This is a genomic window from Streptomyces sp. NBC_01264 (genome assembly GCF_026340675.1).
Taxonomy (GTDB): domain Bacteria; phylum Actinomycetota; class Actinomycetes; order Streptomycetales; family Streptomycetaceae; genus Streptomyces.
Genome location: NZ_JAPEOX010000002.1, coordinates 1,404,670 through 1,429,554 on the forward strand (window position 1 = coordinate 1,404,670; position 24,885 = coordinate 1,429,554).

Consider the following 24,885-nt stretch of genomic DNA (forward strand, 5'->3'; position numbering starts at 1 on the left):
TCGCGCATGGACCTGCTCGACAACACGATCATCAACGTCGCGCTGCCCTCCATCCACCAGGACCTCGGCGGCACCTACGCCGCCGTGCAGTGGATCGCCGCCGGCTACACCCTGGCCTTCGCCCTCGCCCTGATCACCGGCAGCCGTCTCGGTGACGTCTTCGGCAGGCGCCGGCTCTTCCTCACCGGCGCCGCCGGCTTCACGATCGCCTCCGCACTGTGCGGGATCTCCCAGGAGCCCTGGCAGCTGATCGCCGCCCGCGCCGCGCAGGGCGTGATGGCCGCGCTGATGATCCCGCAGGTCCTGGCGATCATCCAGACCATGTACGCGCCCAAGGACCGCGGCAAGGCGATCGGCATGTTCGGCGCGCTCGCCGGCATGGCCACCGTCGGCGGCCCCGTCCTCGGAGCCGTGCTCACCAGCGGCGACGTCGCAGGCCTCGGCTGGCGTTCCATCTTCCTGGTCAACGGGCCCGTCGGCTCGTCGCCATCGCACTCGCCGCCAGACACCTCCCCGAGTCCAGGGCCCCGTACGGGACCCGCCTCGACCTCCCCGGTGTGCTCCTGTCCTCACTCGCCCTGCTCATGCTGATCTACCCGCTGGTCAAGGGTCAGGACCTGGACTGGCCCGCCTGGACCTTCGCCTCCATGGCCGGCTCCCTGCTCGTGCTCGCCGCCTTCGTCGCCCACCAGAAGCGGCGTACCCGTACGACCGGCTCCCCGCTCATCGAGCTCAGCCTGTTCCGCTACAAGTCCTTCTCCGGCGGCCTCCTGGTCAACCTCCTCTTCATGGGCGGCGTCGTCGGCTACTTCCTGGTCTTCACCGTCTACCTGCAGACCGGTCTCGGCTTCTCCGTCATGCGCTCGGGCCTGACCAACCTGCCCTGGGGCCTCATGGTGCCCGTCTTCGCCGGGGTCGCCGCCGGAGTGCTCGCACCCAAGCTGGGCCGTCCCGTCCTGCAGGCCGGTCTGATCCTCGACATCATCGCGATGCTCACCCTGATGTGGACGGTCGGTTGCGGCGAGGTGACCACGGTCAAGCTCATCCCGGCCCTGCTCATCGGCGGCATCGGCATGGGGCTGGTGGTCGCCCCGCTCCTCGACTTCACCCTGGCGGACGTACCCGTGGCCGACGCGGGCTCCGCCTCCGGCCTCTACAACACCATCCAGCAGGTCGGCAGCGCCATCGGCATCGCCGGGCTCGGCGCCTTCTTCTTCAGCCGCGCCGGCCACCACGTCCCCGGCCCCGCGACCTACGATCCCGCGCTCCAGCACACCCTGTGGCTGCCCGTCGCCGCCTTCGCCGCCGCGCTCGCCGCCACCTTCCTGATGCCGCGACACGCAGCCCACCACGACGACGCCCGATGAGAGGGACACCCACCATGAAGGCATTGATCATCGGTGGCGGCATAGCCGGACCCACCGCCGCCATGGCCCTGCAGAAGGCGGGCATCGACTCTGTCGTCCACGAGGCCCACACCACCGATGCCGACGGAGTCGGCGTCTTCCTGACCCTCGGCTCGAACGGCATCGACGCCCTGCGGACGATCGACGCCGACGCCCCGGCCGTCGCCGCCGGCTTCGCGACCCCGGCGATCGGCATGGTCTCCACCACCGGCAAGGCACTCGGCGAGGTCCGCACCAGCCGCCCGGACGGAGACATCACCAGCCGGACCCTCAAGCGCGCCGACCTCTACCGCGCCGTCCGGGACGAGGCCCTGCGCCGCGGCATCCGCATCGAGCACGGCAAGCGCCTGGTCGACGCGCAGGACACCGGCGACGGCGTCCGCGCGGTCTTCGCCGACGGCAGCGAGGAACACGGCGACCTGCTCATCGGATGCGACGGCATCCACTCCACCGTCCGCGGCCTCATCGACCCCGCGGCTCCCGCCCCCACCTACTCCGGGCTCATCGGGCTCGGCGGCTACACCCGCGGAGTCCCCGTGGACGCGCCGACGGGCAGCTACCGGATGATGTTCGGCAAGCGCGCCTTCTTCGGCCACGTACCCGCCCCCGACGGCGAGGTCTGGTGGTTCGCCAACGTCCCCCGGCCCCGGGAGCCCGCCCCCGGCGAGCTGGAGAACATCGGCTCCGAGCAGTGGCGCCGGCGCCTCACGGACCTCTTCCGCGACGACACCGGCCCCGCCGCGTCCCTCATCCGCGCCGCCCAAGAGATCACTCCGGCCACCCCCATGCACGCCCTCCTGACCCTCCCCGCCTGGCACCGCGGCCGGATGATCGCCATCGGCGACGCCGCCCACGCCCCCTCGCCCACCTCCGGACAAGGCGCGTCCCTGTCCATCGAGGACGCCGTGGAGCTGGCCAAGGCACTGCGCGACCAGCCCACCATCGTCGGCGCCTTCACCGCGTACGAGGCCCTGCGCCGCCCGCGCGTCGAACGGATCGTCAAGCAGGCCGCCCGGGTCAACACCAACAAGGCCGCCGGCCCGGCCGGCCGGATCGTCCGCGACCTGCTGATGCCGCTGCTCCTCCCCCGCCTCGCCAACGGCAACCAGACCCGGCAGACCTACGGCCACCACATCGACTGGAACGCCACGACGACCGGCCGCTCCGTGTGACATCAGTGTCCGTCGGCCGACGCCTTCAGCAGCCGGTCCAGCTCGCTTCCGGCCTCGCCGTAGCCCGCGTCCGAGATCCGTTGCAGCTCTCGGAGGTCTCCGGAAGCGACCGCGCGTCGAGTGAGCAGGAGCCCGGCGTGCAGGGATCCCTCGTCCAGCAGCCCGCTCAGCTCCTGGAGGTCGCCTGCCTCGTCCGCCAGGTCGGCCAGTCGGTCCAGAGCGGTCTCGTTGCCCCCATCGGCCAGCTCGCGCAGGGTGTCCCGATCGATGTTCGTGTTCGTGTTCGCCATGGGGCCATGGTGCAGCCCTGACCCAGGGGAAGGGTCAAGTGGGACGATGGCCAGGTGATCACCATCGGGCAGCTGGCCAGGTACGTCGGGGTGTCGGTCAAGACCATCCGCGTCTACCACGACAAGGGACTGCTACCGGAGCCCGACCGCGATGCGTCCGGCTACCGGCGTTACGGTGCGAGCGACGCCGTCGAGTTGATCAAGATCCGAACACTGGCCGAAGCCGGTGTCCCGCTGGCCCGCATTCGCGATCTGAGAGGGTCGGGCGAGGAGGAACTCCGGCAGGCGCTGGGCGAGATCGACGACGAACTCGACGCCCGCATCCGCAGCCTGCAGGATGCGAAGGACCGCCTGCGCCGGCTCGCCGCCGGACGTCTGGTGCCGTTGCCCGACGAAGTCGCCTCCCATCTGGGCGACCTGACCCGTTGGGGTTTCACGCCCCGATGGGTGGACCTGCAACGCGACCTGTGGATCCTCGTGTTCGCCACCCACCCGGACCGCGCGACCCCCCTGTTTCACGACCAGGCCGACATCTTGGCCGACCCGACGCTACGGCAGCTCTTCCTCGGCTACGACCATGCGTACGACCTCGACGCCGACGACCCGCGCCTCGACGACCTCGCCCGCCGCATCGCCGAGGCGAACCGGGAACGCTACGGGTCCGACGAGCTGCCCGGCCTGGATGCGGACTCCGAGATCCCCGCCCTCATCCAGGGCACGGTCAACGCTTCGTCCCCGGCATGGGAACGACTCGACTCGCTGATTCGCGCCCACCTGAACGCATGACACCCTCCACTACTCGGTGGTACCGCATAGCTGTACTCGGTACTACGGAGGACCGAGGGCGCCGAGGAGGAAGACGTGCGATGGGCGACCTGACGGAGATGCTGAAGGGCACGCTCGAAGGGTGCGTACTCGAGATCATCGCCCGCGAGGAACGGGCCGTCCAGGTGACGAAGCGGCCGTCCGGGGTCGGCCCACCGCGCAAGTTCTACGCGCTCAACGACACCGGCCGCGAGGAACTCGCGAAGCTCTGGGCGAAGTGGCAGTACGTCTCATCACGCATCGACAAGCTCAAGGAGGGTGGGCGATGAACTGAGCAGGCTGGGAGGCTGACATGGGCATCCAGGACATCATCGAGGGCAAGAAGCAGTGGCGGGCACACGCGGCCCGGGTCGACCGCGTACTGACCAACCTGGTGGTCAACGCGCACCGGCACGGCCGACCGCCCCTCGTGGTCACCGTGAACGGCCCGGTCGTCGAAGTGCGCGACCACGGCTCCGGCTACCCCGCCGAACTCCTCGACCACGGCCCCCAGCGCTTCCGCACCAGCGCGCCCGAACGCGGCAAGGGCCACGGCCTCGGCCTGACCATCGCCACCGGCCAGGCCCGCGCCCTCGGCATCGATCTGGCCTTCACCAACGCCCCGGACACCGGCGGCGCCATCGCCACCCTGCGGCTGCCGTGAACACCCCCGGGAGGGCGCCGGGGTCCGGCTCGGCCACCCGGCGCCGGCGCCCCTGTGGACCGGGACGACGCCCCCGCGAACCGGGACGACGACCGCGGGACCGGGACCTATCGCAGTGACCCGTCTCACCTGCAGTTTTTCACAAGAGCAGGACATATAGGCCTTATTCGGTCCTGCCAAGTCGGCCTCGACCCTCGTCAACCGAGAACGGTGCAGCGATCGATGCACGGCCCCTGCGGGGCACGTCACGCCCGCTCAGAACTCGGTCACGAGCTGGAAAGGCATCTCAGTCACTCCCGACCTCCCAGGAAGAGACCTTGATTCGCCCTCCAGCATCACACCCATAGACCGTAACGGAACGTGACGCGTCAGGTCGGGTCTGACAGTAAATGGTCTGGCCTTCAACGACGCCTGCACAAGATCGCCGACACGCCCGTGACCTGCACGTCGAGGGGGTGGGGCGGTTCGCCGAAATGATCGGCCGGGTGGGCGGGGTGGACGAGTCAGGCTGCGCGAGGATGCTGTGGCCGATCGGTACGCCGATGGTCAGGGGCGTTGTTGTGTGCGGAAGGTGCCGGGGGGCAGGCCGGTCTCCCGGGTGAAGAACTTGCCGAAGTTGGTGGGTTCGGTGAAGCCGAGTCGGCGGCCGATGGCGGCGACGGGCAGGTCGGTGTGGGCCAGGAGGCGGCCGGCTTCCAGGGCGACGCGGGCATCGATGAGGGTTTTGGCGTTGCGTCCGGTGGCGGCCTGGCAGACGCGGTTGAGGGTGGTCAGGGAGTAGCCGACCCGGGCGGCGTAGTCGGCGGCGTTGCGGGTGCTGGCGAAGAAGCGTTCGAGTTCGTGCTGGAAGCGCAGGAAGGTGTCGCCTGCGGTGGTGGCGGGTCCGGGCTGGCCGCCGTGCGGGGTGGGGAGTCTGGCGATGCGGAGCACGAGTGCGGCGAGAAGGTGGCGCAGGAGCTCCGCGGTCGCCGTGCTGCCCGGGTCTCGCAGGGCGCTTCGGTATTCGGCGGCCAGTTCGTCCAGGGCGGCGGTGAGCAGGGTGTTCTCGTGTGGTGCGAGGTGCCAGACGGCGGGACCGAAGGGCGTGAGCAGGGTGCGGGCGGCCCCCAGGGGCGGCAGGAAGGCGGGGGTGAACAGCACTATGGCCGCCTGGACGGGGTCGGCCGGGCGGACGGGTCGGGGCAGGCGCAGTACCCGGCCGGGGGCCACGTGCAGCAGAGTGCCCGGTAGTGAGGGGTGGTCTTGGAAATCAACCATGGTGATGGCTTCGCCCGCGGCGACCAGGATGATCTGATGGAAATCGGTGCGGTGTACGCCGGTAAGTGCCTGCGGGGAAAGTTTGCTGGCCAGGCGCATGGTGCTGGTCACTTCTATGCCCAGCGGGGTGCGGTCGGGGTTGTGGAAGCCGTACTCGGCGACGTGCGCGCCTTCGCCAGGATGCTCGATTTTGACCATGATGCTTTCGGATCTTACCTCGCGACAGCGGCGCACCTGGCCGAAGGTGGAGGTGCGACTGGTGGAGACGGCTCCGCCTCCGCGCTGGAAGGAACGTGTCATGGGCAACAAGGAACTGGTTCTGCAGGCCGCCGATGAGCTGTTCGGCAAGAAGGACCCCTCCGCGGTGGACCGCTGGGTCGCGGCCGACTACCGCCAGCACAGCTCACTGGCTGCTGACGGCCCCCAGGCACTGCGCGACCTGGTTGCCGGTCTGCCCGACGGGTTCCGATACGAGGGCGCCCGGGTGATCGCGGACGGCGACCTGGTGGCGCTGCACGGCACCTACTACGGCTTCGGACCGGACCCACTGGTGGCCTTCGACCTGTTCCGCGTCGACGCCGACGGCAAGCTGGCCGAGCACTGGGACGCCCTCACTCCGGTCGTGGCGAAGACCGCTTCGGGTCGTACGCAGACCGACGGGCAGGGCGAGCCGCATGATCTGGACAGGACCGAGGCCAACCGGGCCCTGGTCCTGGAGTTCGCTACGAGGGTCCTCAAGGGCGCCGACTACTCGGTGCTGACCGACTTCATCTCCACCGACACTTACCTCCAGCACAACCCGGAGGCCGCCGACGGCCTGGACGGCTTCGGCGCCGCCGCCGCGAAGTGGGGCGAGCAAGGCAAGAACCTGGTCTACAAGCAGGTGCACAAGGTCGTCGCCGAAGGCGACCTGGTGCTGCTGCAGTCCGAGGGCGAGTTCGGCGTGCCAGTGGCGTACTGGGACCTGTTCCGCGTCACGGACGGCAAGATCGTCGAGCACTGGGACGTCATCGCGCCAGTCCCTGCCGAGCTGCCGCACACCAACGGCCTGTTCTGAGCGGCCGGAGGACATCGTGAGCACTCTGACCTACGCCGGGAAGAAGTTCCGGTTCACCGTGGACAACGGCACGGTGTTCCACAACACCTACGCACCCGGCGGCACCGAACTGCGCTACGAGACCGTCGTCGGCCCCGGCACAGGCACGGTCGAAGACGTGCACTTGCACGCCGCGGAGGTCGCCACCGGGGTGTTCCTGGTCGGCTGGACGGAGAAGTCCGGCATGAGCGTCACCCACGCCATGAATATGAACACCAACACGGTCCACGCCTTCTGGACCTACGAGACTCCCGACGGCCGGGTGGGCGAACTGCATACCGGCACCCTCGAAGAGCTCTGAGGACACCCGACGGCGAGCGGCCGGTCCGCCCCCCACGGTCCGGCGGCTCGCCGCTTGGCACCCGAATCCCCCGGCGCCCGCGCCCCCCTGCGTCCGCCGCCTCCGAGGCATTCCGCGGCCGACGTCCGCGATCGGTCTTCTTCCCTCCGCGATCCGACTGTTGAGGAGTACCGGTGACCACCGAGGCCGGCACCATGCCCGCCGTCTTCGTCGGCCACGGCAGCCCCATGAACGCCCTGGAGCCCAACGAGTGGACTTCAGGCTGGGAGGAGCTCGCCCGGTCCATGCCCCGCCCGCGCGCGATCCTGTCCGTCTCCGCCCACTGGTACGTGCCGGGTGTCCGCGTCACCGCGGCCGAGCAGCCCCGCACCATCCACGACTTCGGCGGCTTCCCTCCCGCCCTGCACCAGGTGCAGTACCCCGCGCCGGGCTCGGCGGAGCTGTGCCGCCGGGTGACCGAACTGCTCGGCCCGCAGCCGGTGGCCGCCGACCGGCACTGGGGTCTGGACCACGGCACCTGGTCGCTCCTGGTCCACATGTACCCCGAGGCCGACATCCCCGTCGTCCAGCTCTCCGTGGACGAGAACCTCACCCCGCGCGCATGGCGGGGAAGGCGGCGGCCCACATGCCGTAGGCGGCGTCGAGGTGGAGCCAGCCGCCGCATTCGTGGGCGATCGCGGCGATCTCGGTCCGCGACGTGGCCCATGTCCATCCTCGCGTCGTCGCCGGCGTCGACCCAGCCGATGTGGCCGGCCAGTCCCAGCAGCCGTAGACAGCGCAGTACGGACACTTGGGTGTGGCGCCCGGCCAGGACGCTCACGGGTGGGGCCTGGTTCATCCCTTGATCGTTGACGTCCCAGCCCGCGGCCCCCAGCTGGTGCTGGCGGGCGGCGGCCAGGCAGGCCAGGTTCGCCGTCGTGCAGCCCGAGGTGAGTCCCATGACGGTGTCGGCCGGCAGACCGAAGAGGTCGGTCAGCCAGCCCTCGCAGACCTCTTCGGCCACCGATGCCAGGGGGCTGGTGTCGTAGACGGCGGCGCACTGGTCCCGGAGGCTGACGAGCCAGTCGGATGCGGTCCCGATCGGGAGCGCTCCTCCCACCACGTAGCCGAAACTGCGCGGGCCCCTGCGGGCAGGACCCCTGCTTCACCGGCCTCGATGAGCCGGTGCAGGGTCGCGAGCTCCTCGTGGCCCGCCTGCGGCAGGTCGCCCCCGAGGATGTCCCTGAGCTGCTCCGGAGAGCGGGGCCGCATGGGGCGCGGGGCCTCAAGGAAGGAGCGGGCGTAGCGGGCCGCGGTGTCCAAGATGGCGTGGCCGTCGGCGATGACCGGGGCGAGTGCCGTGGCCGGTTGATCAAGGATGTTCGCTATGCCATTTTCCGGGCGCTGTGCGGGCTCAGGCCCGGTCGGTGTGGAAAGCGTGGACGGCGTCGATGACGCGGTCGGTTTCCTCGTCGGTGAGTTCGGGAGCCAGGGGCAGGCACACCATGCGTGGGAGCAGGTCGAGAGTGACGGTGATGTCGGTGGTGCGGTGGGTGATGTCGCGCAGGGCGGGCTGGTGCGGGACCGCGTGCGGGTAGACCTGTTCCGTCGTGATGCCGGCACGGCTCAGGTGGGTCATGAGGGCCGCGGCGGTGGCGGGGTCGGGCAGGGTCAGCGGGTACTTGTAGTACGTGTGCGGGCGGTGCTCGGCGTCGTGCGGAGCACCGACGGGCAGGGTGGCAAAGGCGTCGGCGTAGCGGGCTGCGAGGGTCCGTCGGCGCTCGGTCCAGGCGGGCAGCAGGTCGAGCTGGTGGCGGATGACGGCGGCGTCGATCTCGCCCATCCGGGCTCGGCTGCCGCGCAGGTGGTGGGTGTTGCGCTCGCCGTCACGGCCCAGGTCGGTGAGCTTGCGCAGCAGCGGCACGAGGGCGGGGTCGCGGGCGAGGAGCAGGCCGCTGTCGGCGAGGCCGCCGAGGTTCTTGCCGACCCACATCGAGTAGCAGCCGATGTCGCCGACGGAGCCCGCGGGCCGGCCCGCGTCGGTGGCGCCGGCGGCCTGGGCGCAGTCCTCGATGACGGCGAGGCCGTGGCGGTCGGCCAGGGCGGTGATCGCGGTCATATCGGCCATCAGGCCGTGCATATGGACGGGGATGACAGCGCGGGTGCGGGGGGTGACGGCGGCCGCGGCCGCGGCCGGGTTGATGGTGCGGGTGTGCGGGTCGATGTCGACGAACACCGGGACCGCGCCCGCGGCGGCCACCGCGAAGGCGGTCGACACGAACGTCAGGGCTGGCATGATCACCTCGTCCCCGGTTCCGATCCCCAGTGCCCGAACGGCACATTCCAGCGCCATCGTCCCCGAGCTGGCGGCAACGGCGTGGCCGCGCCAGCGCTCGCCCGCCACCGCCTCCAGTTCCCGGACCCGGCGGCCGCCGTGGAAGACGCCGTCGTCGATGACCTCCTCCACCAGCCGCAGCACGTCCGCCTTGAGAGCTCGTACGCGGCGTGCGTGGAACTCGCCGGCGATCGTCCCGGCAGTCAGGGTGTTCATGGTTCTTGTTCTCCATCGTCATCACAGTCAGAGCAGGGGTGACCATGTGTTTTCAAGATCACCCTCCGGCCGGAGAACGAGGAAACGATCCGCCCGTCATCACGCGGGCGCACCGCTGATTCGTTCGACCATCTCCTCGGCGACACGTCCGCTGGCGGGACCGCATCGCAGTCGCTCATATTCGATCGAAGGTGGAGGCTCCAGATTCCTTCGCGATTATTTCGCGTCAGGATGCCGTGCCGGTTTCAGGCCTGACGCCTACAGGGTTCAGCGCTTCGATTCCGGGTCGGAATACCTCGTTTGCGAACAGATCCCTCAGCCGTGCTCCGTCGGCGGGGTCGTTCGGCTCGAACGTCGCGGTCCAGGTGACCAGGCAGGAGGCGGAGCCCGTTTCGGACACTTCCATAGTCGCGCAGTAGTTGGTGACGGTAAACGGGCTGGTCAGGAATGTGTAGGCGAGTGTGCGTGCTGCGGGATCGCACGCGGTCAGCTCCTCGCGGATGGCCGCTCCGTCGTGAGTGGTGAGGGCCCTCACCGCCCCGCCTCCAGGTCCGGGCGTGTTCTCCTGAATGCTGCGGGAGATCAGCGGATGCCACTGCGCGATGTCGCCGAATGCCACGACGCGGCCCCAAACGACTGCGGCCGGGCATGCGACATTCCCCTTCACGATCACCTTCGCGTGATTATCCATTTTTCACACCGCCTCTTATCTGTTTTGCGGTTGGGGGCCTGTCCGAGTACAACAGGTCAAGATTCAATGCCGAGCAGATCGAGAATTCAAAACGTGACCATCCGACGTCCGGACCAGCCCGAGCCGGCGCCCGTGGACGGCCTTGCCTCCTTCGCCTCGACCGCGGTCGATGTCACCGCCGCCCCCGAGGACGGCCCCCACCTCCTGTACCGGGCGGCCAGCCGCCTGTGCGACGCCGCCGGTCGGAACGTGGTCCTCGGACACACCGCGGGCGAGCTGACCGCGCACCTTGAACCCGGTCTGCATGCCCGGATGTTCCTCTCCACCGAGATGCGCCACGAGCACGCTGAATCGTCCCTGCTGCGCCTGAACCTGCGGCTGTCCACCACCACGGGCACGCCACCGAGCGCCTTCCTGGGCCGCTGGGCGGAGATCTGGCACCGCCAGCCCCTCACTACACAGGAAACGCAGCGGGTGGCGGGCGAGCTCCCCCTGATGAGCGCCACCGTCCAGCGGCTGCGCGAGGGCAAGCCGCTCGCGGGCTTCGCGCTGGTGGTCACCGGGCACTTCCTCACCGACCTGGTCCACCTCGTCGGCTGCCTCGCCGAACTGGGCGCTCCGCTGGAGGCCATGACGGTCCTGCGCAAGGACTACGCCTACCAGTGGCGCCACCGCGTCCACGGCCACCTCACCGACCTGGGCGTGAGCGTCCGCGACGCGTCGGATCCCGAAGCGGTCTCGCAGCACACGGTCCGGGCCCGCCGACTGGGCCTGCGCTGCCTGGCCCTGGACGACGGCGGATACGTCGTACCCGCGTTGCTGGACCCGTCAGGATCCGGCCATCGGGCGGCCGACGAGGCCGGCGCCTGGGCGGGGGTGGTCGAGCAGACCATGTCCGGAATCTACAAGCTCCAGGGTCGAGAGCAGGAGCTGCCGTTCCCGGTGTTCTCCGTGGCCCAGTCCCGGCTCAAGGGGCGCATCGAGTCGTACTGGATCGCCGAGAAGGCCGTCGCGACAGCCCTGGAACTGCTGCCCGCGACGAAGATCGAGGGCCAGCCCGCCCTGGTCATCGGCTACGGCCAGGTCGGCGCTCAGATCGCCGCGCTCCTGACGCAGCGGCGCATGCGCGTGGCGGTCCACGACGCGGACATCCTGAACCTCATCGACGCCCACGAGAGCGGCTACACCACCGCACGCGAACTGGGCACGCTCCTCACCGGGCACACACCCCTCCTCGTCTTCGGGGCCACCGGCCGCACCAGCATGTCCACCCGCGAGTTCCAGGCCCTCAAGCGGCCCGTCTACCTCGCCAGCGTCAGCAGCCGCGACATCGAGTTCGACCTCCCCGCCCTCACAACCCTGGCCCCCTCGGCCGAGGCCACGCCCGGCCACTTCCGCCGCACCCACCGTCTACCGGATGGTGTGGACGTCACGGTCTTGGCCGGGGGCCGGCCCGTGAACTTCCACGAGACCGACAGCATCAGCAACCTCCACTCCGACCTCGTCTACGCCGGCATGCTCACCGGCGCCTGCACCGTCGCCACCCGGCCCGCACCCGCAGGGCTGGACCCCGCCTGGGCCGACACCGTCCTGGAGGAATCCGGACTCCTCCAGGACTACTACGAGCGCTACGGCCCGCCCACCACGCCCAAGAGCACCGTCCCGACCGGAAGCCGCCGATGACCGCCCGCCCCGAGACCGCCCGCGTCCTCGACCTCCAGCCACACCCCGAAGGCGGCTGGTACCGCAGGATCTATGCCTCCTCCGTCACCCTCCCGCATCCGACCGGCACCGGGCACCGGCCGTCGGCCACCCTCATCCACTACCTGCTCGCACCGGAAGAACGCTCCCAGTGGCACACGGTGGCCAGCGACGAGATCTGGCTCTGGCGCGACGGCGGCCCCCTCGCCCTGCGCCTCAGCCCGCCCGGACCGGCACCGACCATGGTCACCGAGCACCTGCTGGGATCGCACCGTTTCCCCGGCACCGAGCTGGAGGTGTGCGTGCCGGCCGGCCACTGGCAAAGCGCCAGCCCGGCCGGAGACCAGGAGGTCCTGGTGAGCTGCCTGGTGACCCCCGGATTCGACTTCGCCGACTTCACCCTCCTCACCCCGCAGCACCACACTCCGGGGACGGAAGGGGAGGTTTCCCCGACGGAGCCGGAGAGAACCGGCCGGGAAGGAAACCGCCTCCCTAACCCAGTCAGGACAGGACGTTAAAAGAGAGGCGAGAAGTTCAGGCCGTCCTGCGTGGTCCGCTGCGGCGGTACCCCTCCCAGACCGGGCCGCCCACCGCGTCGAGGACGTCTGTGACCAGCGAGGTGAGGCCCTCCGGTGCGCCGCGCAGCGCGGCTTGCGCCGTCTCGTTCAGTCGTGCGGCGAGGTCCGGGGCTACGGGTTCGAGGCGCCGGGCCAGCCACTTGCCGCCACCGAGCCACGTTTCGTGGGTCAGCAGCGCCAGTTCGCCGCTGCGCCGGACGAGTTCGGCCACGATGAACAGCCGCTCCCCCGCATCCGTGCAGGCGGCGAGGTCATCGAGGAGGTCCGTCAGCGCGTACAGGACGTCTTCGAGGGCCGTGTCGGTGACCGGCGGCGGGCCTGCGGCCGCGAGACGTTTCGCTGTTTCCGCGATCCGCACTCCTGTCCCGTCGGCATCGAGCAGCAGCGCGCCCTCGGCGCACATCCACAGCAGAGGCGAGTTACGCTGCACGATTTCTGGGGTCACGAAGGTGTGCCAGGAGTCCTCGGTGTGCACGAACAGCTCCACCGGCCAGTCCCCGTACCGCAGGCTCTCGCGGTACGGGGCAGGAGGGCCGTCGAGCAGCACGACGATGTCCAGGTCGGACCGGGCCGTACGCCGGCTGGTGAGGACACTGCCGCCAAGGAATGCGGCGCGGGCGTCGGGGTGGCGCTCCAGAACAAGGGCACGGGCAAGATCGAGTACGTCCATGCCCCTACTCTGCCGTGGCTCACCACCTGCGAAGCACGGGACTGAACCGGGAGAGAACACCCGTTTCCAGGCCGCCGCCGGAGCGGCGAGCAGGCCCGGTGGAGTGCGGACTACGGGCCGAAATGACGCAAGACCAGTCCGGCGGCCGGCAGCTCCTCCGGGCCCTCCGCGATCCCGGTCAGGGGCAGCACGTGGCTGCGGGTGCAGGAGCCGGGCTGCTGGTGGTCGATCTCCCAGTTCCGGGCAGAGGTGTCCGTCACTGTGCTGGTCGCGTAGAGGGGCTGGCGGCAGGCCCGGCACCAGAAGAACGAGCGTTCTCGTTCCCTCACTCCCCCACCCCGTTCGCAGCCCGGCGAAACGGACGGGACGTCCCAGCCGCAGCACGGCACGGTGGGCAGGCCAGAGGAGGTCGTTCGACGCGGGAGTTGGTGTTCATGACTGCTGAAACGATCCCGCACTCCCGGCGGCACGGTCCCGACCGCCATCCGGGGTCACGCCTTGTCGGCCGGCCTGGCTCCGCGCGGTCATGGCGGCTGTGGGTCAGGTACGCGACCGACCGTGAGATCGCCCGTGCTGGTGCGGCCTGCGGGGCTGTGCTTCAGTCTGTCGTCCACCACTGTTCCAGTGCCCGCGCAGCCTGGGCGGTTTCGTGGGCCCGGGCCGTGAGCCGAGTGCGGAGTTCTTCCAGGACCTTCGGGTCGTGGAGCAGGTGGTCTTCGACGACGGCCCAGCTGGCCGTCCCGTCGCTCTGGGGCAGGGTGATGATGTGGTGGTCGGTGCGGCCGGTGATCAGGACGGCCAGCAGGGCCAGGTATTCGCGTTGCAGGCCATGGCCGAAAGCGTCGTCGTCCGGGCCGGCCAGGAGGGTGGGATGCCCGCCTGCGAGGAGTTCGCAGGTCACGTCCGCGGCACGGAGCACTACCTCGAACCCTTCCCGGCCCAGGCGTGCCAGGACCTCCTGCAGGTAGGCGTCGAGTAAGTCGGGCCCCTCGCCTGGTGTGTTCACCGCTGCCCCCGTAGCCGGGAACGGCATTACGCCGGAAAGAGGACGGTCGGGTACAGCCGACCGCTTCGGGATGCTTGGCCGCCGGGGGGCGGTCCACGCACGGTGGCAGGAAGGGCTGCTTCCAGGCCGGATAGTCATCACTACGGTCGGCGGCCCGGCGTTGCGTCGTCGCCTCGGCGGCCGGCGGTGCCTACGGACGGCAGTGCCCGTCCGGGCGGCGCGGAAGCAAGGTCGGCGGACCCGCATGGGCGACGCCGCGCCCTCAGTGTGCGCGGCGGCAGGCCACATGAGCATCTCGACCCTCTGGCGGCCTGGTGGTGCGCTTCCCGCCAGGGCTGATCACCACCCGACACCGATTGATTACGGGAAGCGGTCCGGGGCAGACACCCCGGCCGTTCGCTCGATACGGTGTAAGGAACGCGTCAAAAATGGCGCGCGGTGTGCCGGGAAGTCTGGTCGGCGTCCCGGGGGCAGTGTGCCCTCTCGTCGCTGACACACCGGAGGCCCACTGCCATGGCCGGCACCCGCTCCCCATTCCTCGGACTGCTCCCCCTGCCCGAGCGGCAGGCGATCACCCGCGCCCTGCGCACCGAGACCGTCGGCGGCCTGGTCCTCCTCGGCGCGGCCGTCCTCGCACTGATCTGGGCCAACAGCCCATGGAGCACGGCGTACGCCTCCGTACGCGACTTCCACTTCGGGATACCGGCCCTCGGCCTGGACCTGTCCGTGGGCCACTGGACGGCCGACGGGCTCCTGGCCGTGTTCTTCCTCGTCGCCGGCATCGAGCTCAAACGCGAACTGGTCGTCGGAGAACTGCGCACCCCGGCCACCGCCGCGCTCCCCGTGATCGCCGCCCTGTGCGGCATGGCCGTACCCGCCACCCTCTACCTGGCCACCACCACAGCGGGCGACGGCAGCAGTGCGGGCTGGGCGGTCCCGATGGCCACCGACATCGCCTTCGCCCTCGCCGTCCTCGCAGTGCTCTCCACCCACCTGCCAGCCGCGCTGCGCGCCTTCCTCCTGACCCTCGCCGTGGTCGATGACCTGGGCGCGATCCTGATCATCGCGGTGTTCTTCACCTCCAACCTGAACCCGTGGACGCTCGCCGGAGCCTTCGCGGGCCTGGTCCTCTTCTACCTGCTCCAGCGGCTGCGGGTGCGCGGCTGGTGGTGGTACGTGCCCCTCGGGCTGGCGATCTGGGCGCTGATGTACAACGGCGGCGTCCACGCCACCGTCGCCGGAGTAGCCATGGGCCTCATCCTGCGCACCACCCGCGACAAGGGCGAAGAGGTCTCACCCGCCGCCCGGGTCGCGCACCTGGTCCACCCGTTCTCCGCCGGGATCGCGGTGCCGCTGTTCGCGCTCTTCGCCGCCGGGGTGAGCATCTCCGGCCCGGCCCTGGGCGCGGTGTTCACCAGCCCCGAACCCCTCGGCGTGGTGATCGGCCTGGTGGCCGGAAAGACGCTGGGGATCTTCGCCGGAACCTACCTGGCCGCCCAGTTCACCCGCGCCCAGCTCAACCCCGACCTCGCCTGGGCCGACGTGCTCGGCCTGTCGGTACTGGCCGGGATCGGCTTCACCGTCGCCCTCCTCATCGGGGAACTCGCCTTCCCCGGCACCCAGACTGGCGAGCACGTCAAGGCCGCCGTCCTCGTTGCCTCTCTGATCGCCGCCGTCCTCGCGGCCATACTGCTGCGCAGGCGCAACACCGTCTACCGGCGCCTGTACGAGGCGGAGAACCTCGACGCCGACAACGACGGAATCCCCGACATCTACCAGCACTACATCGAGCCCGCAGGCAACGCCGCTCCTACGGACGGGAAGCACATCTGATGGCTGGCAGTGACGCCCCACTGCTGGCGCCCGTGATCGTCATCGCCGCCCTGGCCATCAGCACGGCCGTCACCGAGCTCCGACATCCGGGCAGTGCCCGGCGGCAGTGGGCGTTCACCACCAGCCCCCAGGCCATGGCGGCCGGTGCGACGGTCGCCGCGGCCACGGCCACGGCTCACTGTCGTCAGCTGAGGTTCAGACGAGGTGCAAGGCCTGAGCCTCTCCCTCTCCCTGCGGCCGCCGACAGGCGGCCACAGGCGCGTTCGCGACCTTCACTGACCTCGGCTCAGACTGGTCTCCTGACGCACGAATGCCCCGCCGGAGAGGCGGAGCATTTTTGCGTCGTCGCCGTGAACGGCGCCTGAACCGGGTTTTACGGTCCGGCAGTTGGTAGCGTCCAAGACGTAACCCTCTGAGGAGCCGGTGCTTCAGGCAGATCAACAGGGGCTCGGCGCCGAACTGTTTCGTGGACGGAGCAGCGCAGGCCCCCGCCAGCACACCCAGTCTCGCACTCATCGCCTCCGTAATGCACGTCTCTCGTGATTACGGACCACCGGTTGCACCTGCGTGCGAGCACGGAGAGTTATGACCCATCAACTGATCGAAGCCGCACCCGGGATGCCCGAACTGATCTGGCACATCGTGTTCGCGCTGGTCTTCGCGCTGCTCGCACACCAGGTGATCAGCGTTCTCAAGGCGATGCGTCACCTGCCGCGCCGCATGGCGCCCACGCTTAAGTCGGCGCTAGACATGACAAACCCGCTCGTGGTCTTCACCCTCCACTTCGTCGCCACCCTCGTAGCGCTCGGCCTCTACGGCATCCTGGAGTCGATGTGACTGCCGCGCCGGAACCCTCGGGGGCCGTGCCAGCGGAGATCCCAAGGAACCGGGCGGGGCGAAAGCGTCTGCGCATCCCGAGCAGCACGCCTCCGGCGGCTGCCCTCCTGGCCCGGACGCTCGACGAGTATCTACCCGACCAGACCCTCCTGGTGATCGCCGAGAACGCGCATTGTCACTACGCGTCGGTGTCCCGGATCCTCCGCGCCCGACAGCGGCCCTCCTGGCATGTCTTGGAGCCACTGACGGACTACCTGCGCAGCGAGTACAAGAAGCGCAACGGCGACAGCGTTGGGGACTTCCCAAGTCGAGAAGTCTGGTACCAGATGTACGTGGACGTCATGGTCGAGGTCGAGAGGCGTCCCGAAGTCATCCGCGACGAGAAGGACAAGCGCGGCGAGGCCGGCGGCGGCGCGCCCACCGGCATGCCGAACGCCTCGTCCCGGGCGGGCGCCTCCGTAGCGGGCCGGTCCGATGCCCGCACGGCTCGTGCCGGGCGCGGCACCGGTGCGCGACAGGCATGGATGGTCGCCATGACCGGAGTCCCCGCCGTGCTGTCCGCCTTGCTCGGCCACGCCTCCTGGATGGAGGCCATGCGGAACTGGTGCGTCATGCTCGCCGCCGCCGAGGCCATCAGCTTGTTGGGTAGAGCGCACCGCATCAGTTACGTGAACCTCGCGGTGGACCTGCGCCCTCTGCCACTGTCCGTCCGGCTGGTCGGCCGACTGCTCATGATCACCATGTTGACGTGGCCCGCAGATGAAGAGCAACTCCGCTTCCTGGAAGGGTCCCTCGCCGACTTGATGGTCATGCGCGAGCAGTCGGCGCTCCTGATGTGGAGATGTGCCGCCGGGACACTGTGGAGCAGCCTGGTTATTGCGTTCGAACTGCGGCTTCGCCGGTGACCCCCGCGAGGGTGACCCGGCGGCACGACGGGCGTCGCCCGTCTGGTGGCGGTCCCCGACGCGGGCGGGCCCCGACGAGGTATTCCCCATGTTTCTATGACTCTCAGATGCAGACTCCACGTATGTCGCCTGTGCGCCATGTTGACGGCCCGGCAGAGCTGGCAGCCTTTGCGAGTTGAGGGATGGTCGTTGTTCGCCAGGAATGGGCCACTCTGCGATGACAGTTCCTGTTACCCGAAAGTGAGTATCAACCACCCCCCTACGCGCAGCGGGGACGGCATACAGAACCCCGCCACCGATCGTTCGGGGCGGGGTGGTGGGGGCAGGACATGCTGAGGGGTTTGGGGTCAGTGTGCCGCCCCGCCCACAAACGTTGGCCACCCTCGCCCCACCACGGGGGGATGGGGTCATGGCACCGACGTCCGCTGACACGGGATTCCGCCGACGCTTAGGCGTTGGTACCCCCGCATGAGGACCGCTATGGCAGCCGCGCCGGGCCGGCAGCACCTGGCCGCTCAACCCGTCGTGGCAGGTGTGAACAGGCGGGTACGGCTGGCGCGCGGGTTTCAATTTGATCCGTGCTGGCCCTGTGCCGGGGTTGCTGCCCGGCACTCAGATGTCGATGCCCTGGGAGCGGATACTCGCGACCAGCCGCTCGAAGGGGTTCCACCGCCGCTTCAGATCATGCTGCATTTGGATGAGTGTGGACATCTCCGGTGGGGCCGGCCGTCCTTGCCGTACACCCGCCAGTGCTGCGCGAATCCCGGCTTCGTCCAGGTAGGTAACAAGATCGTCAAGAGCATGCCCACCGGCGCTGCTACCGACTGCGCTGCGCCCACCGTAGGGCGCGAACCCCGCCCACCCCGCCACCGGCCCCGACGGCAAGATGTGGGTCACATACTCCGGCGCCAAGAAGATCGCCGCCGTCACCACCAGCTGCCCCGCGCCAGCTTTCCCGGGAGCCGACGAGCCGGCCGGTACCGGCGGACATCGGTCCCGGTTCCCCCGGGGCGTCGCTGCACGTCGGTAACGCGCTGTCCGGGCCAGGAAGGCCCGCGCCGCCGACATCCACCGCCGCGTGGCCCGGACTCCTCCGGCCCGACGGACCGGGACCCCCCTCCGGTCCCGGCCCCGCGGCAGCTCAGGCGAGCAACCGGGTCTCGGCGCTCGGCAGTTTGCTCCACCAGTGGCCGTACCGCCGGTAAACCTCCGGTTCGCGGTCGGCCAGGAAGGCCGTCAGCGCCCGGGCCTCGGCGGTGAGCGCCTCCCAGACCTCCTCCGGCAGCGGGTGGAAGGCGGTTGCCTCGATCCCGGCGCCGGACGGCCGCCACACACCGGCGACGTGGCCGTCGACCAGCAGGGTCGCCAGGGTGTCGCCGTTCATCCGCGCGACGAGCTTGCGGTACTGCGGCGGAACGATCCGGCTCCGGTCCGCGTAGGCCAGCAGCACGCTGTCCCACATGGCCATCAGCCGGGGCGGCGCGGGTGTGTCCGCCTGCGGACGCGGTGCGCCCTGGACGTCGAACAGTTCCTCGCCCTCCGGTCCCGTCAGCCGGTCGAGCCTTCCGGAGAGCTCCAGAGCGCGCAGCGCCTGGCGCACCCTGGACCGCTGGACCAGGGAGAACTGCGCCACGTCCGCCGCCGACGCCGGCCCGAACCCCTCCAGGTAGCGCAGGACCAGCGTCCGCAGGGACTCCTCCGACGCCTCCGGGTCCGCCGGTACGGCGCGCGGGCGGCTCGGCGGCGCGACGTACGACGGTCGCTCCCCGAACGACCACGGCGCGGCGGTGGGCGCGTGCAGCAGCGGTGCGTACTGCCGCAGCCCCCACCACGCTCCGGGCTGCGGCGGGGCGCCTAGCCGGTCGCCGAGCCAGGCCTCGCACTCCGCCGTCGTACGGGGCCGGCCGGCGAAGTCCAGCAGCTCCGGCACGAGGACGTCGGCGTCCTCAGCCGTCAGCCCCGAGGCCGTGAAGCGGGTCCCGAGCCGGGCGGCCCGTACGGACGGCTGCACGGCCTCCCGGAAGGGCGGGTAGTCCTCCGCGTGCACGGCGTGCAGGGTCAGTCGCATCAGCGTCGACTTGAGGACCTCGCGCCCCGTGAAGGCGGCGTCGAGGTCCGCCGGGTCGAAACCGGCGAGCCGGTTCCACAGCGCGAGGTAGGGCGAGGCCGCGTGCTGCGCCTGCAGGGCGACCACCCCGCGGACCGCGTCACCGACGCCCATCACCTCGCGCCGCAGCAGCAACTGCCGTGCGAGGGTGGAGCGGTTGAGCTCCCCTGCGCTGATCTTCATGCCGCGCCCGTCCCGTCCCCTGTCGGAACGTGCAGCCTAACCGGCACCTCCGACAGCGCCTCGGATTCAGATTCGGATTCAGATGCTGACGCCCTTCGACCGCAGGTAGGCCAGCGGGTCGATGTCCGAGCCGTACGAGGGCCCGGTGCGGATCTCGAAGTGCAGGTGCGGGCCGGTCGAGTTGCCCGTGGAACCGGAGAGGCCGATGCTCTGGCCGCCGGTGACGCTCTGGCCCGAGGAGACGGACAGCTGGGAGAGGTGTGCGTACTGGCTGTACTTGCCGTCGGCGTGCCGGATGACGACCTCGTTGCCGTAGGACCCGCTCCACCCGGCGGAGACCACGGTGCCGGCGCCGACCGCCTTGACGGTGGTGCCGCTGCTCGCGGCGAAGTCGACCCCGGTGTGGTACCCGCTGGACCACATGGAGCCGGCGGTCTTGTACGCGGTGGAGGTGCCGCCGCCCACCGGGGCGACGAAGCCGGTCGAGGTGGAGCCGCTCTGCTGCTTGGCGGGCGCCTTCGCGACGGGCGCCTTGCGGGCGGGTGCGGCGCCCCCGTCGGAGGAATCCGACGAATCGGCAGAAGTAGAAGAACCGGAGGAAGCGGAGGAAGTAGACTTCTTGGACGGCTTCGGCGTCTCGGCCGGCGCGGACTCGGCGGCCGCGGCCGGAGCCGAGCCCTTCGCGCCGAGCGTGAGCTCCAGGCCCGGGTGGATCAGCGACGGGTCGGTGCCGACGGCCTCGCGGTTGTCCGCGTAGAGCCGCTCCCAGCCACCGGTGAGGTGCTGGCGCTCGGCGATCTTGGACAGGTAGTCACCCGGCACCACGGTGTAGACCGTGGGCGCGCTCTGCGCGGCGGCCGGCGCGGCCTTGAGCGCGGCGGGCGCCTGGGCGGCCACCACCTGGGGGGCCGGGACTGCGGCGGGCGCCGCGGCCGGGGCACCCGCGGCGTGGGCCGCGGTGGCGCCGAGCAGCGGAAGCGCGAGGGCCGCGCCACCGGTGCCCGCGGCGGCGAACCCGCGGGATATCGAGCGGGACTTGGGACGGCGGTGCTTACCCGTTCCGTGCATGGCGAATTCCTCTCCGACGCCTGCGAGGTGAGCTGTCGGGTTCGGACTGGAGATGTCCGGCCGCCCCTGTGCCGGTGAACAGCACATGTACGGCTTCACCCCGAGCTGTCCCGTTGTAAAGATCTCAACCGGAGATCCGGAACAGCGGCCTACCTGGTTCCCCCGCTCCTGCCGCGCGCGTGAATAGTCGGGTGCGGTTTCCGGTCGGCGGCAGGATTAGGCGGTCCGTCCGGATCGATCGCGAACGTAATCGAGTCCGGCCGCACGGAACAAGTCATGAATTCCCCAACAGAATCTTGAAGATGACGGGCCGCCGGAATTCCGGTCACCCTGCGTCCATTCCGCACCTTCAACAACCGCCCCAGCAAGGCAATTCGCCATTCGCGATCAGGCACTCACCGTCACCGTATGATCTGGCTCACGGGGGCATGTCCGATCTCGCCTGTCGCTATGGCAAGTTGCCCATAACTGGCGTAATTCGGACACCACCGACGACGAAGACCACCACCACACGGAGGAGCCCGGTGACCCAGCCGATACCCCAGAGTCCGCACGAGGAGCCGGCGCTGACCGGAGTGCGCAACTTCCGCGACGTGGGCGGGTTGCCGACCACGGACGGCCGGAGGGTCAAGTCGGGACGACTATTCCGAAGTGGACATCTGGCGCATGCCACCGAAAGCGACGCGGAATTCCTCGGGTCGCTCGGACTGCACACCGTCTTCGACTTCCGCAACGGAGCCGATCACGCACTGGAGGGGCAGGACGTGGAGCTGCCCGGCGTGCGCAACGTGAACATTCCGCTGTCGGATCCGGCCGACGGCGGGGAGTTCTGGAAGATGGTCCGCGAGGGAGAGCTGGCGCAGCTCCGCGAGCTGCTGGGCGAGGGCAGGGCCGCCGACCGGATGTCCCGTTCGTACCGGTCGATGATCCGGACCCGTACCGCCGAGCACAGCCGGGTGGTGCACGCGCTCGCCGAGGACAGCGTCCCGGCCCTCATGCACTGCGCGGCCGGGAAGGACCGGGCCGGCCTGTCGATCGCCGTCACCCTGCTCGCGCTGGGCGTGGAGCGGGAGGCCATCGTCGCGGACTACCTGGAGTCGAACCAGCCGCACAACCGCTACCGGGTCCGCCGGGGCAGCGACGCGCCCGAGGCCCGCGCCCCCGAGGTGATGGAACTGCTCGCCCCGCTCTTCGACGCCCGCGCCCCGTATCTGACCACGGCCTTCGACACCATCGACGAAGAGTGGGGCGGAGTGGACCGCTACCTCGCCGAGGGCCTCGGGCTCACGCCCGAGACCCTCGGCAGACTCCGCGACCGGCTGCTGGACTGACGCCCCACGAGGTGGGCCGTCGCCCGCCGAACCGCCGGCTCAGCGGTTGGCGACGGCCTGCTTCACCAGCGTCCGGCCGAAGTCCCACATCAGGCCGCCGCCGCCGTGCGCCTCGTCCATGACCGTGCGGAAGGCGCCGACGAACCGGTCGACGTCCGCCTCGTCCACGATCAGCGGGGGGATCAGCTTGATCACTTCCAGGTGGTCCCCGGAGACCTGCGTGAGGATCCGGTGCTTCTGCAGCAGCGGCACCACGACCATCTGCGCGAACAGCCCCTTGCGGGCCGCCTGCAGCATGGTCCAGCGGCTCCGCAGGCCCAGCGAGGACGGCCGGCCGAACTCGATGCCGATCATCAGCCCGCGTCCCCGTACCTCGTGGAGGAGTTCGTACTCGTCCACGAGCGCGGCGAGCCGCCCGCGCAGCAGGTCTCCCGTCGCGCGGGCACGGGCCACCACCTGCTCGTCCTCCATGACGGACAGGACCGCGAGCCCGGCCGCCATCGCCTGCGCGTTGGAGCCGAAGCTGGCGGAGTGGACGAGCACCCGGTCCATGGAGGAGTAGACCTTCTTGAAGATCCAGTCCTTGCCCAGGGTCGCTCCGACGGGCACGTAGCCGCCGGAGAGGGCCTTGGCCACGCAGACCAGGTCCGGTTCGACTCCGGCCTCGTGCTGGTAGGCGTAGAAGTCGCCGGTCCGTCCGAGGCCGGTCTGCACCTCGTCCGCGATCAGCAGCGCCCCCCGCCGGTGCAGCGCCTCCTGTGCGGCGAGCAGGAAGCCGGGCGGCGCGGCGAGCACCCCCTTGCCCTGGATCGGCTCCACGACGAGGGCCGCCACGTCCCCCTTCTTCAGCTCCCGCTCCAGCGCGGCCAGGTCTCCGAGCACGATCCGGGTGTCCGCCAGCAGCGGCCCGAAGCCCTCGCGGAAGCTGGCCTCGCCGTTGACCGAGAGCGAGCCCGTCGTGAGCCCGTGGAAGGCGTGGTCGCAGTAGAGGACCCTGGGCCGCCCGGTGGCGTACCGGGCGAACTTCAGGGCGGTCTCCACCGCCTCCGTGCCGCTGTTGCCGAAGAAGACCCGGTCCAGGTGCGGACTGTGGGAGAGCAGCTTCTCGGCCAGCAGCCCGGGCAGCGGCTGGCAGTCGAAGCGGGTGAGGTCGGCGAGCTGGGCGTCCAGCACGTCGTGCAGGGCCTGCCGGACCACCGGGTGGTGGCGGCCCAGGCCCATCACCCCGAAGCCCGCCAGCATGTCGAGGTAGTCGTTGCCCTCGGCATCCCAGAAATGGGCTCCCTCGGCCCGCACGTACACCTTGTCGAACCCGATGGTGTGCAGCATCCGGGGCAGCTGGTGGTTGAGGTGGCGGGCGTGCAGTTCGTACCGCTCGCCACCCCGCTCGGCCAGGAGGGCGCCGAGATCGAAGCCGGTCATGCCGACTTGTCCCTGCTCCCGCCCCCCACGGTCTCGCGGACCGCCCGCAGCGACTCCTTGAGCGAACCCATGGTGGCCAGGACGGCCGTGGGCTCGTACCCGCAGTGCGCCATGCAGTTCGCGCAGCGCGGGTCCTTCCCGCGGCCGTACTTGCTCCAGTCGGTGTCCTCGATCAGTTCCCGGTACGAGGGCACGTACCCGTCGCTCATCAGATAGCAGGGGCGCTGCCAGCCGAAGAGCGAGTAATTCGGAATGGCCCAGGCGGTGCAGGGGAAATCGGCTTTGCCTTCCAGGAAGTCCAGGAAGAGCGGGGAGTGGTTGAGCCGCCAGCGCCGCCGGTTGCCCCCGGCGAAAGCCTTCTTGAAGAGTTCGCGGGTCTGTTCGACGCCGAGGAAGTGCTCCTGGTCGGGGGCCTTTTCGTAGGCGTAGGCGGGCGAGATCATCATCTCGTCGACCTGGAGGTCGTCATTCAGGTAGTTGAGGACCTCGATGATGGTCTGCGGGGTGTCGGTGTTGAAGAAGGTGGAGTTGGTCGTGACCCGGAATCCGCGCTTCTTCGCCTCCTTGATGGCCTCGACCGCCTCGTCGAAGACGCCCTCCTTCGCGACCGACTCGTCGTGCCGCTCGCGCAGTCCGTCGATGTGTACGGCGAAGGCGAAGTACGGGGAGGGCGTGAACTTCTCGATCTTCTTGCGGAGCAGCATCGCGTTGGTGCAGAGGAAGACGTACTTCCGCTTGGCCACCAACTGGCGCACGATCTCGTCGATCTGCGGGTGCATCAAGGGCTCTCCGCCCGCGATGGACACCATCGGCGCGCCCGATTCCATCACGGCGCCCACCGCCTGGGCCACGGGCATGCGCTGCTTGAGCACCCCGGCCGGGTGCTGGATCTTCCCGCACCCCTCGCAGGCCAGGTTGCAGGCGTAGAGCGGTTCCAGCTCGACGATCAGCGGGAACTTCTCACGCTTGCGGAGCTTCTGTTCGAGCAGGTACGTCCCGACCCTGATGGTCTGTCGCAGTGGCATGGCCATCT

General features: G+C 69.9%; 25 protein-coding genes, 1 pseudogene and 1 riboswitch. Of the genes and pseudogenes, 15 read left to right on the plus strand and 11 right to left on the minus strand.

Annotation, left to right across the window (positions count from 1 at the left end; translation table 11 throughout):
• Positions 1-6 precede the first annotated feature (6 nt).
• Genes OG435_RS39365 through OG435_RS39375 form a run of 3 tightly spaced genes read left to right on the plus strand, consistent with a single transcriptional unit; the run spans position 7 to position 2,578 of the window.
• Positions 7-591 (plus strand): MFS transporter, encoded by a 585-nt coding sequence (locus OG435_RS39365; RefSeq protein WP_266884651.1) that lies wholly within the window; start codon positions 7-9, stop codon positions 589-591.
• Positions 489-1,367, plus strand: coding sequence for an MFS transporter (locus OG435_RS39370; protein WP_323188028.1), 879 nt, complete (start codon positions 489-491; stop codon positions 1,365-1,367). Before OG435_RS39365 ends, OG435_RS39370 begins: the two co-directional genes overlap by 103 nt.
• Before the next feature lie 14 nt (positions 1,368-1,381).
• Positions 1,382-2,578 (plus strand): FAD-dependent monooxygenase, encoded by a 1,197-nt coding sequence (locus OG435_RS39375; RefSeq protein WP_266884655.1) that lies wholly within the window; start codon positions 1,382-1,384, stop codon positions 2,576-2,578.
• Between the two features lie 2 nt (positions 2,579-2,580).
• Here the strand turns inward: OG435_RS39375 and OG435_RS39380 are convergent, their stop codons facing one another.
• Positions 2,581-2,868, minus strand: coding sequence for a hypothetical protein (locus tag OG435_RS39380; protein ID WP_266884657.1), 288 nt, complete (start codon positions 2,866-2,868; stop codon positions 2,581-2,583).
• 54 nt (positions 2,869-2,922) lie between these two features.
• Between OG435_RS39380 and OG435_RS39385 the strand changes: the two genes are divergently transcribed.
• The 3 genes and pseudogenes from OG435_RS39385 to OG435_RS39395 all read left to right on the plus strand — a co-directional run.
• Positions 2,923-3,654: a MerR family DNA-binding transcriptional regulator gene (locus OG435_RS39385; protein ID WP_266884659.1), complete on the plus strand. Its 732-nt coding sequence runs from the start codon at positions 2,923-2,925 to the stop codon at positions 3,652-3,654.
• A gap of 80 nt (positions 3,655-3,734) precedes the next feature.
• Positions 3,735-3,962, plus strand: a complete 228-nt coding sequence (locus tag OG435_RS39390) for a PadR family transcriptional regulator (RefSeq protein ID WP_266884661.1) — start codon at positions 3,735-3,737, stop codon at positions 3,960-3,962.
• 77 nt (positions 3,963-4,039) lie between these two features.
• Positions 4,040-4,336: pseudogene (locus OG435_RS39395) on the plus strand (sensor histidine kinase); the annotation flags it as partial.
• Between the two features lie 546 nt (positions 4,337-4,882).
• Here OG435_RS39395 and OG435_RS39400 read toward each other — a convergent pair.
• Positions 4,883-5,893, minus strand: a complete 1,011-nt coding sequence (locus OG435_RS39400) for a helix-turn-helix domain-containing protein (RefSeq protein ID WP_266884663.1) — start codon at positions 5,891-5,893, stop codon at positions 4,883-4,885.
• On the opposite strand from OG435_RS39400, the gene OG435_RS39405 reads away from it, so the two are divergent.
• From OG435_RS39405 to OG435_RS39415, 3 genes are all read left to right on the plus strand, one after another.
• Entirely contained in the window at positions 5,892-6,650 is a 759-nt protein-coding gene (locus tag OG435_RS39405; protein WP_266884665.1) for a nuclear transport factor 2 family protein, read from the plus strand. The genes OG435_RS39400 and OG435_RS39405 overlap by 2 nt on opposite strands.
• Before the next feature lie 16 nt (positions 6,651-6,666).
• Positions 6,667-6,990, plus strand: a complete 324-nt coding sequence (locus OG435_RS39410; protein WP_266884667.1) for a phenolic acid decarboxylase — start codon at positions 6,667-6,669, stop codon at positions 6,988-6,990.
• Between the two features lie 173 nt (positions 6,991-7,163).
• Positions 7,164-7,835 carry a dioxygenase family protein gene (locus OG435_RS39415; protein WP_266884669.1) on the plus strand — a complete coding sequence of 224 codons (672 nt, stop codon included), beginning with the start codon at positions 7,164-7,166 and terminating at the stop codon, positions 7,833-7,835.
• A 548-nt stretch (positions 7,836-8,383) separates the two neighbouring features.
• Here the strand turns inward: OG435_RS39415 and OG435_RS39420 are convergent.
• Together OG435_RS39420 and OG435_RS39425 are read right to left on the minus strand one after the other, a co-directional pair.
• Positions 8,384-9,520 (minus strand): DegT/DnrJ/EryC1/StrS family aminotransferase, encoded by a 1,137-nt coding sequence (locus tag OG435_RS39420; RefSeq protein ID WP_266884671.1) that lies wholly within the window; start codon positions 9,518-9,520, stop codon positions 8,384-8,386.
• A gap of 226 nt (positions 9,521-9,746) precedes the next feature.
• Entirely contained in the window at positions 9,747-10,211 is a 465-nt protein-coding gene (locus OG435_RS39425) for an SRPBCC family protein (RefSeq protein ID WP_266884673.1), read from the minus strand.
• Between the two features lie 93 nt (positions 10,212-10,304).
• On the opposite strand from OG435_RS39425, the gene OG435_RS39430 reads away from it, so the two are divergent.
• Together OG435_RS39430 and OG435_RS39435 are read left to right on the plus strand one after the other, a co-directional pair.
• A complete protein-coding gene (locus tag OG435_RS39430; RefSeq protein ID WP_266884675.1) occupies positions 10,305-11,894 on the plus strand; it encodes a hypothetical protein in 1,590 nt (529 codons plus the stop codon).
• Positions 11,891-12,430 (plus strand): cupin domain-containing protein, encoded by a 540-nt coding sequence (locus tag OG435_RS39435; protein ID WP_266884677.1) that lies wholly within the window; start codon positions 11,891-11,893, stop codon positions 12,428-12,430. Before OG435_RS39430 ends, OG435_RS39435 begins: the two co-directional genes overlap by 4 nt.
• A 16-nt stretch (positions 12,431-12,446) precedes the next feature.
• On the opposite strand, the gene OG435_RS39440 is transcribed toward OG435_RS39435, so the two are convergent.
• The 3 genes from OG435_RS39440 to OG435_RS39450 form a co-directional block, all read right to left on the minus strand.
• Positions 12,447-13,160, minus strand: coding sequence for a nucleotidyltransferase domain-containing protein (locus OG435_RS39440; protein WP_266884679.1), 714 nt, complete (start codon positions 13,158-13,160; stop codon positions 12,447-12,449).
• Between the two features lie 110 nt (positions 13,161-13,270).
• Positions 13,271-13,489, minus strand: coding sequence for a hypothetical protein (locus OG435_RS39445; RefSeq protein ID WP_266884681.1), 219 nt, complete (start codon positions 13,487-13,489; stop codon positions 13,271-13,273).
• Between the two features lie 269 nt (positions 13,490-13,758).
• Positions 13,759-14,166 (minus strand): hypothetical protein, encoded by a 408-nt coding sequence (locus tag OG435_RS39450; RefSeq protein WP_266884683.1) that lies wholly within the window; start codon positions 14,164-14,166, stop codon positions 13,759-13,761.
• Positions 14,167-14,679: 513 nt separating this feature from the next.
• On the opposite strand from OG435_RS39450, the gene nhaA reads away from it, so the two are divergent.
• The 3 genes from nhaA to OG435_RS39465 all read left to right on the plus strand — a co-directional run bounded on the left by nhaA (position 14,680) and on the right by OG435_RS39465 (position 17,741).
• Positions 14,680-15,999, plus strand: coding sequence for a Na+/H+ antiporter NhaA (nhaA, locus tag OG435_RS39455; RefSeq protein WP_266884685.1), 1,320 nt, complete (start codon positions 14,680-14,682; stop codon positions 15,997-15,999).
• 585 nt (positions 16,000-16,584) lie between these two features.
• Entirely contained in the window at positions 16,585-16,836 is a 252-nt protein-coding gene (locus OG435_RS39460) for a hypothetical protein (RefSeq protein WP_266884687.1), read from the plus strand.
• Between the two features lie 152 nt (positions 16,837-16,988).
• Positions 16,989-17,741: a hypothetical protein gene (locus OG435_RS39465; protein ID WP_266884689.1), complete on the plus strand. Its 753-nt coding sequence runs from the start codon at positions 16,989-16,991 to the stop codon at positions 17,739-17,741.
• Between the two features lie 1,141 nt (positions 17,742-18,882).
• On the opposite strand, the gene OG435_RS39470 is transcribed toward OG435_RS39465, so the two are convergent.
• On the minus strand, positions 18,883-20,031 hold the full coding sequence (locus OG435_RS39470) for a winged helix DNA-binding domain-containing protein (RefSeq protein ID WP_266884691.1): 1,149 nt from the start codon (positions 20,029-20,031) through the stop codon (positions 18,883-18,885).
• A 78-nt stretch (positions 20,032-20,109) separates the two neighbouring features.
• Positions 20,110-21,099, minus strand: coding sequence for a M23 family metallopeptidase (locus OG435_RS39475; protein WP_266884693.1), 990 nt, complete (start codon positions 21,097-21,099; stop codon positions 20,110-20,112).
• Between the two features lie 2 nt (positions 21,100-21,101).
• A riboswitch (cyclic di-AMP (ydaO/yuaA leader) is annotated at positions 21,102-21,299 on the minus strand.
• Positions 21,300-21,623: 324 nt separating this feature from the next.
• On the opposite strand from OG435_RS39475, the gene OG435_RS39480 reads away from it, so the two are divergent.
• Positions 21,624-22,430, plus strand: coding sequence for a tyrosine-protein phosphatase (locus tag OG435_RS39480; protein WP_266884695.1), 807 nt, complete (start codon positions 21,624-21,626; stop codon positions 22,428-22,430).
• Between the two features lie 39 nt (positions 22,431-22,469).
• Here the strand turns inward: OG435_RS39480 and OG435_RS39485 are convergent, their stop codons facing one another.
• Together OG435_RS39485 and hpnH are read right to left on the minus strand one after the other, a co-directional pair.
• A complete protein-coding gene (locus tag OG435_RS39485; protein ID WP_266884697.1) occupies positions 22,470-23,852 on the minus strand; it encodes an aspartate aminotransferase family protein in 1,383 nt (460 codons plus the stop codon).
• On the minus strand, positions 23,849-24,883 hold the full coding sequence (gene hpnH / locus OG435_RS39490) for an adenosyl-hopene transferase HpnH (protein WP_266884699.1): 1,035 nt from the start codon (positions 24,881-24,883) through the stop codon (positions 23,849-23,851). Before hpnH ends, OG435_RS39485 begins: the two co-directional genes overlap by 4 nt.
• Positions 24,884-24,885: the final 2 nt, after the last annotated feature.

What these genes read in the sequence shown, in the direction of transcription:
- OG435_RS39380 (WP_266884657.1), bottom strand. Translation starts at nt 2,868, where the DNA reads ATGGCGAACACGAACACGAACATCGATCGGGACACCCTGCGCGAGCTG.
- OG435_RS39485 (WP_266884697.1), bottom strand. Translation starts at nt 23,852, where the DNA reads ATGACCGGCTTCGATCTCGGCGCCCTCCTGGCCGAGCGGGGTGGCGAG.
- OG435_RS39460 (WP_266884687.1), top strand. Translation starts at nt 16,585, where the DNA reads ATGACCCATCAACTGATCGAAGCCGCACCCGGGATGCCCGAACTGATC.
- OG435_RS39475 (WP_266884693.1), bottom strand. Translation starts at nt 21,099, where the DNA reads ATGCACGGAACGGGTAAGCACCGCCGTCCCAAGTCCCGCTCGATATCC.
- OG435_RS39390 (WP_266884661.1), top strand. Translation starts at nt 3,735, where the DNA reads ATGGGCGACCTGACGGAGATGCTGAAGGGCACGCTCGAAGGGTGCGTA.
- OG435_RS39365 (WP_266884651.1), top strand. Translation starts at nt 7, where the DNA reads ATGGACCTGCTCGACAACACGATCATCAACGTCGCGCTGCCCTCCATC.
- OG435_RS39375 (WP_266884655.1), top strand. Translation starts at nt 1,382, where the DNA reads ATGAAGGCATTGATCATCGGTGGCGGCATAGCCGGACCCACCGCCGCC.
- OG435_RS39435 (WP_266884677.1), top strand. Translation starts at nt 11,891, where the DNA reads ATGACCGCCCGCCCCGAGACCGCCCGCGTCCTCGACCTCCAGCCACAC.
- OG435_RS39420 (WP_266884671.1), bottom strand. Translation starts at nt 9,520, where the DNA reads ATGAACACCCTGACTGCCGGGACGATCGCCGGCGAGTTCCACGCACGC.
- OG435_RS39405 (WP_266884665.1), top strand. Translation starts at nt 5,892, where the DNA reads ATGGGCAACAAGGAACTGGTTCTGCAGGCCGCCGATGAGCTGTTCGGC.
- OG435_RS39470 (WP_266884691.1), bottom strand. Translation starts at nt 20,031, where the DNA reads ATGAAGATCAGCGCAGGGGAGCTCAACCGCTCCACCCTCGCACGGCAG.
- OG435_RS39425 (WP_266884673.1), bottom strand. Translation starts at nt 10,211, where the DNA reads ATGGATAATCACGCGAAGGTGATCGTGAAGGGGAATGTCGCATGCCCG.
- OG435_RS39440 (WP_266884679.1), bottom strand. Translation starts at nt 13,160, where the DNA reads ATGGACGTACTCGATCTTGCCCGTGCCCTTGTTCTGGAGCGCCACCCC.
- OG435_RS39400 (WP_266884663.1), bottom strand. Translation starts at nt 5,893, where the DNA reads ATGACACGTTCCTTCCAGCGCGGAGGCGGAGCCGTCTCCACCAGTCGC.
- hpnH (WP_266884699.1), bottom strand. Translation starts at nt 24,883, where the DNA reads ATGGCCATGCCACTGCGACAGACCATCAGGGTCGGGACGTACCTGCTC.
- nhaA (WP_266884685.1), top strand. Translation starts at nt 14,680, where the DNA reads ATGGCCGGCACCCGCTCCCCATTCCTCGGACTGCTCCCCCTGCCCGAG.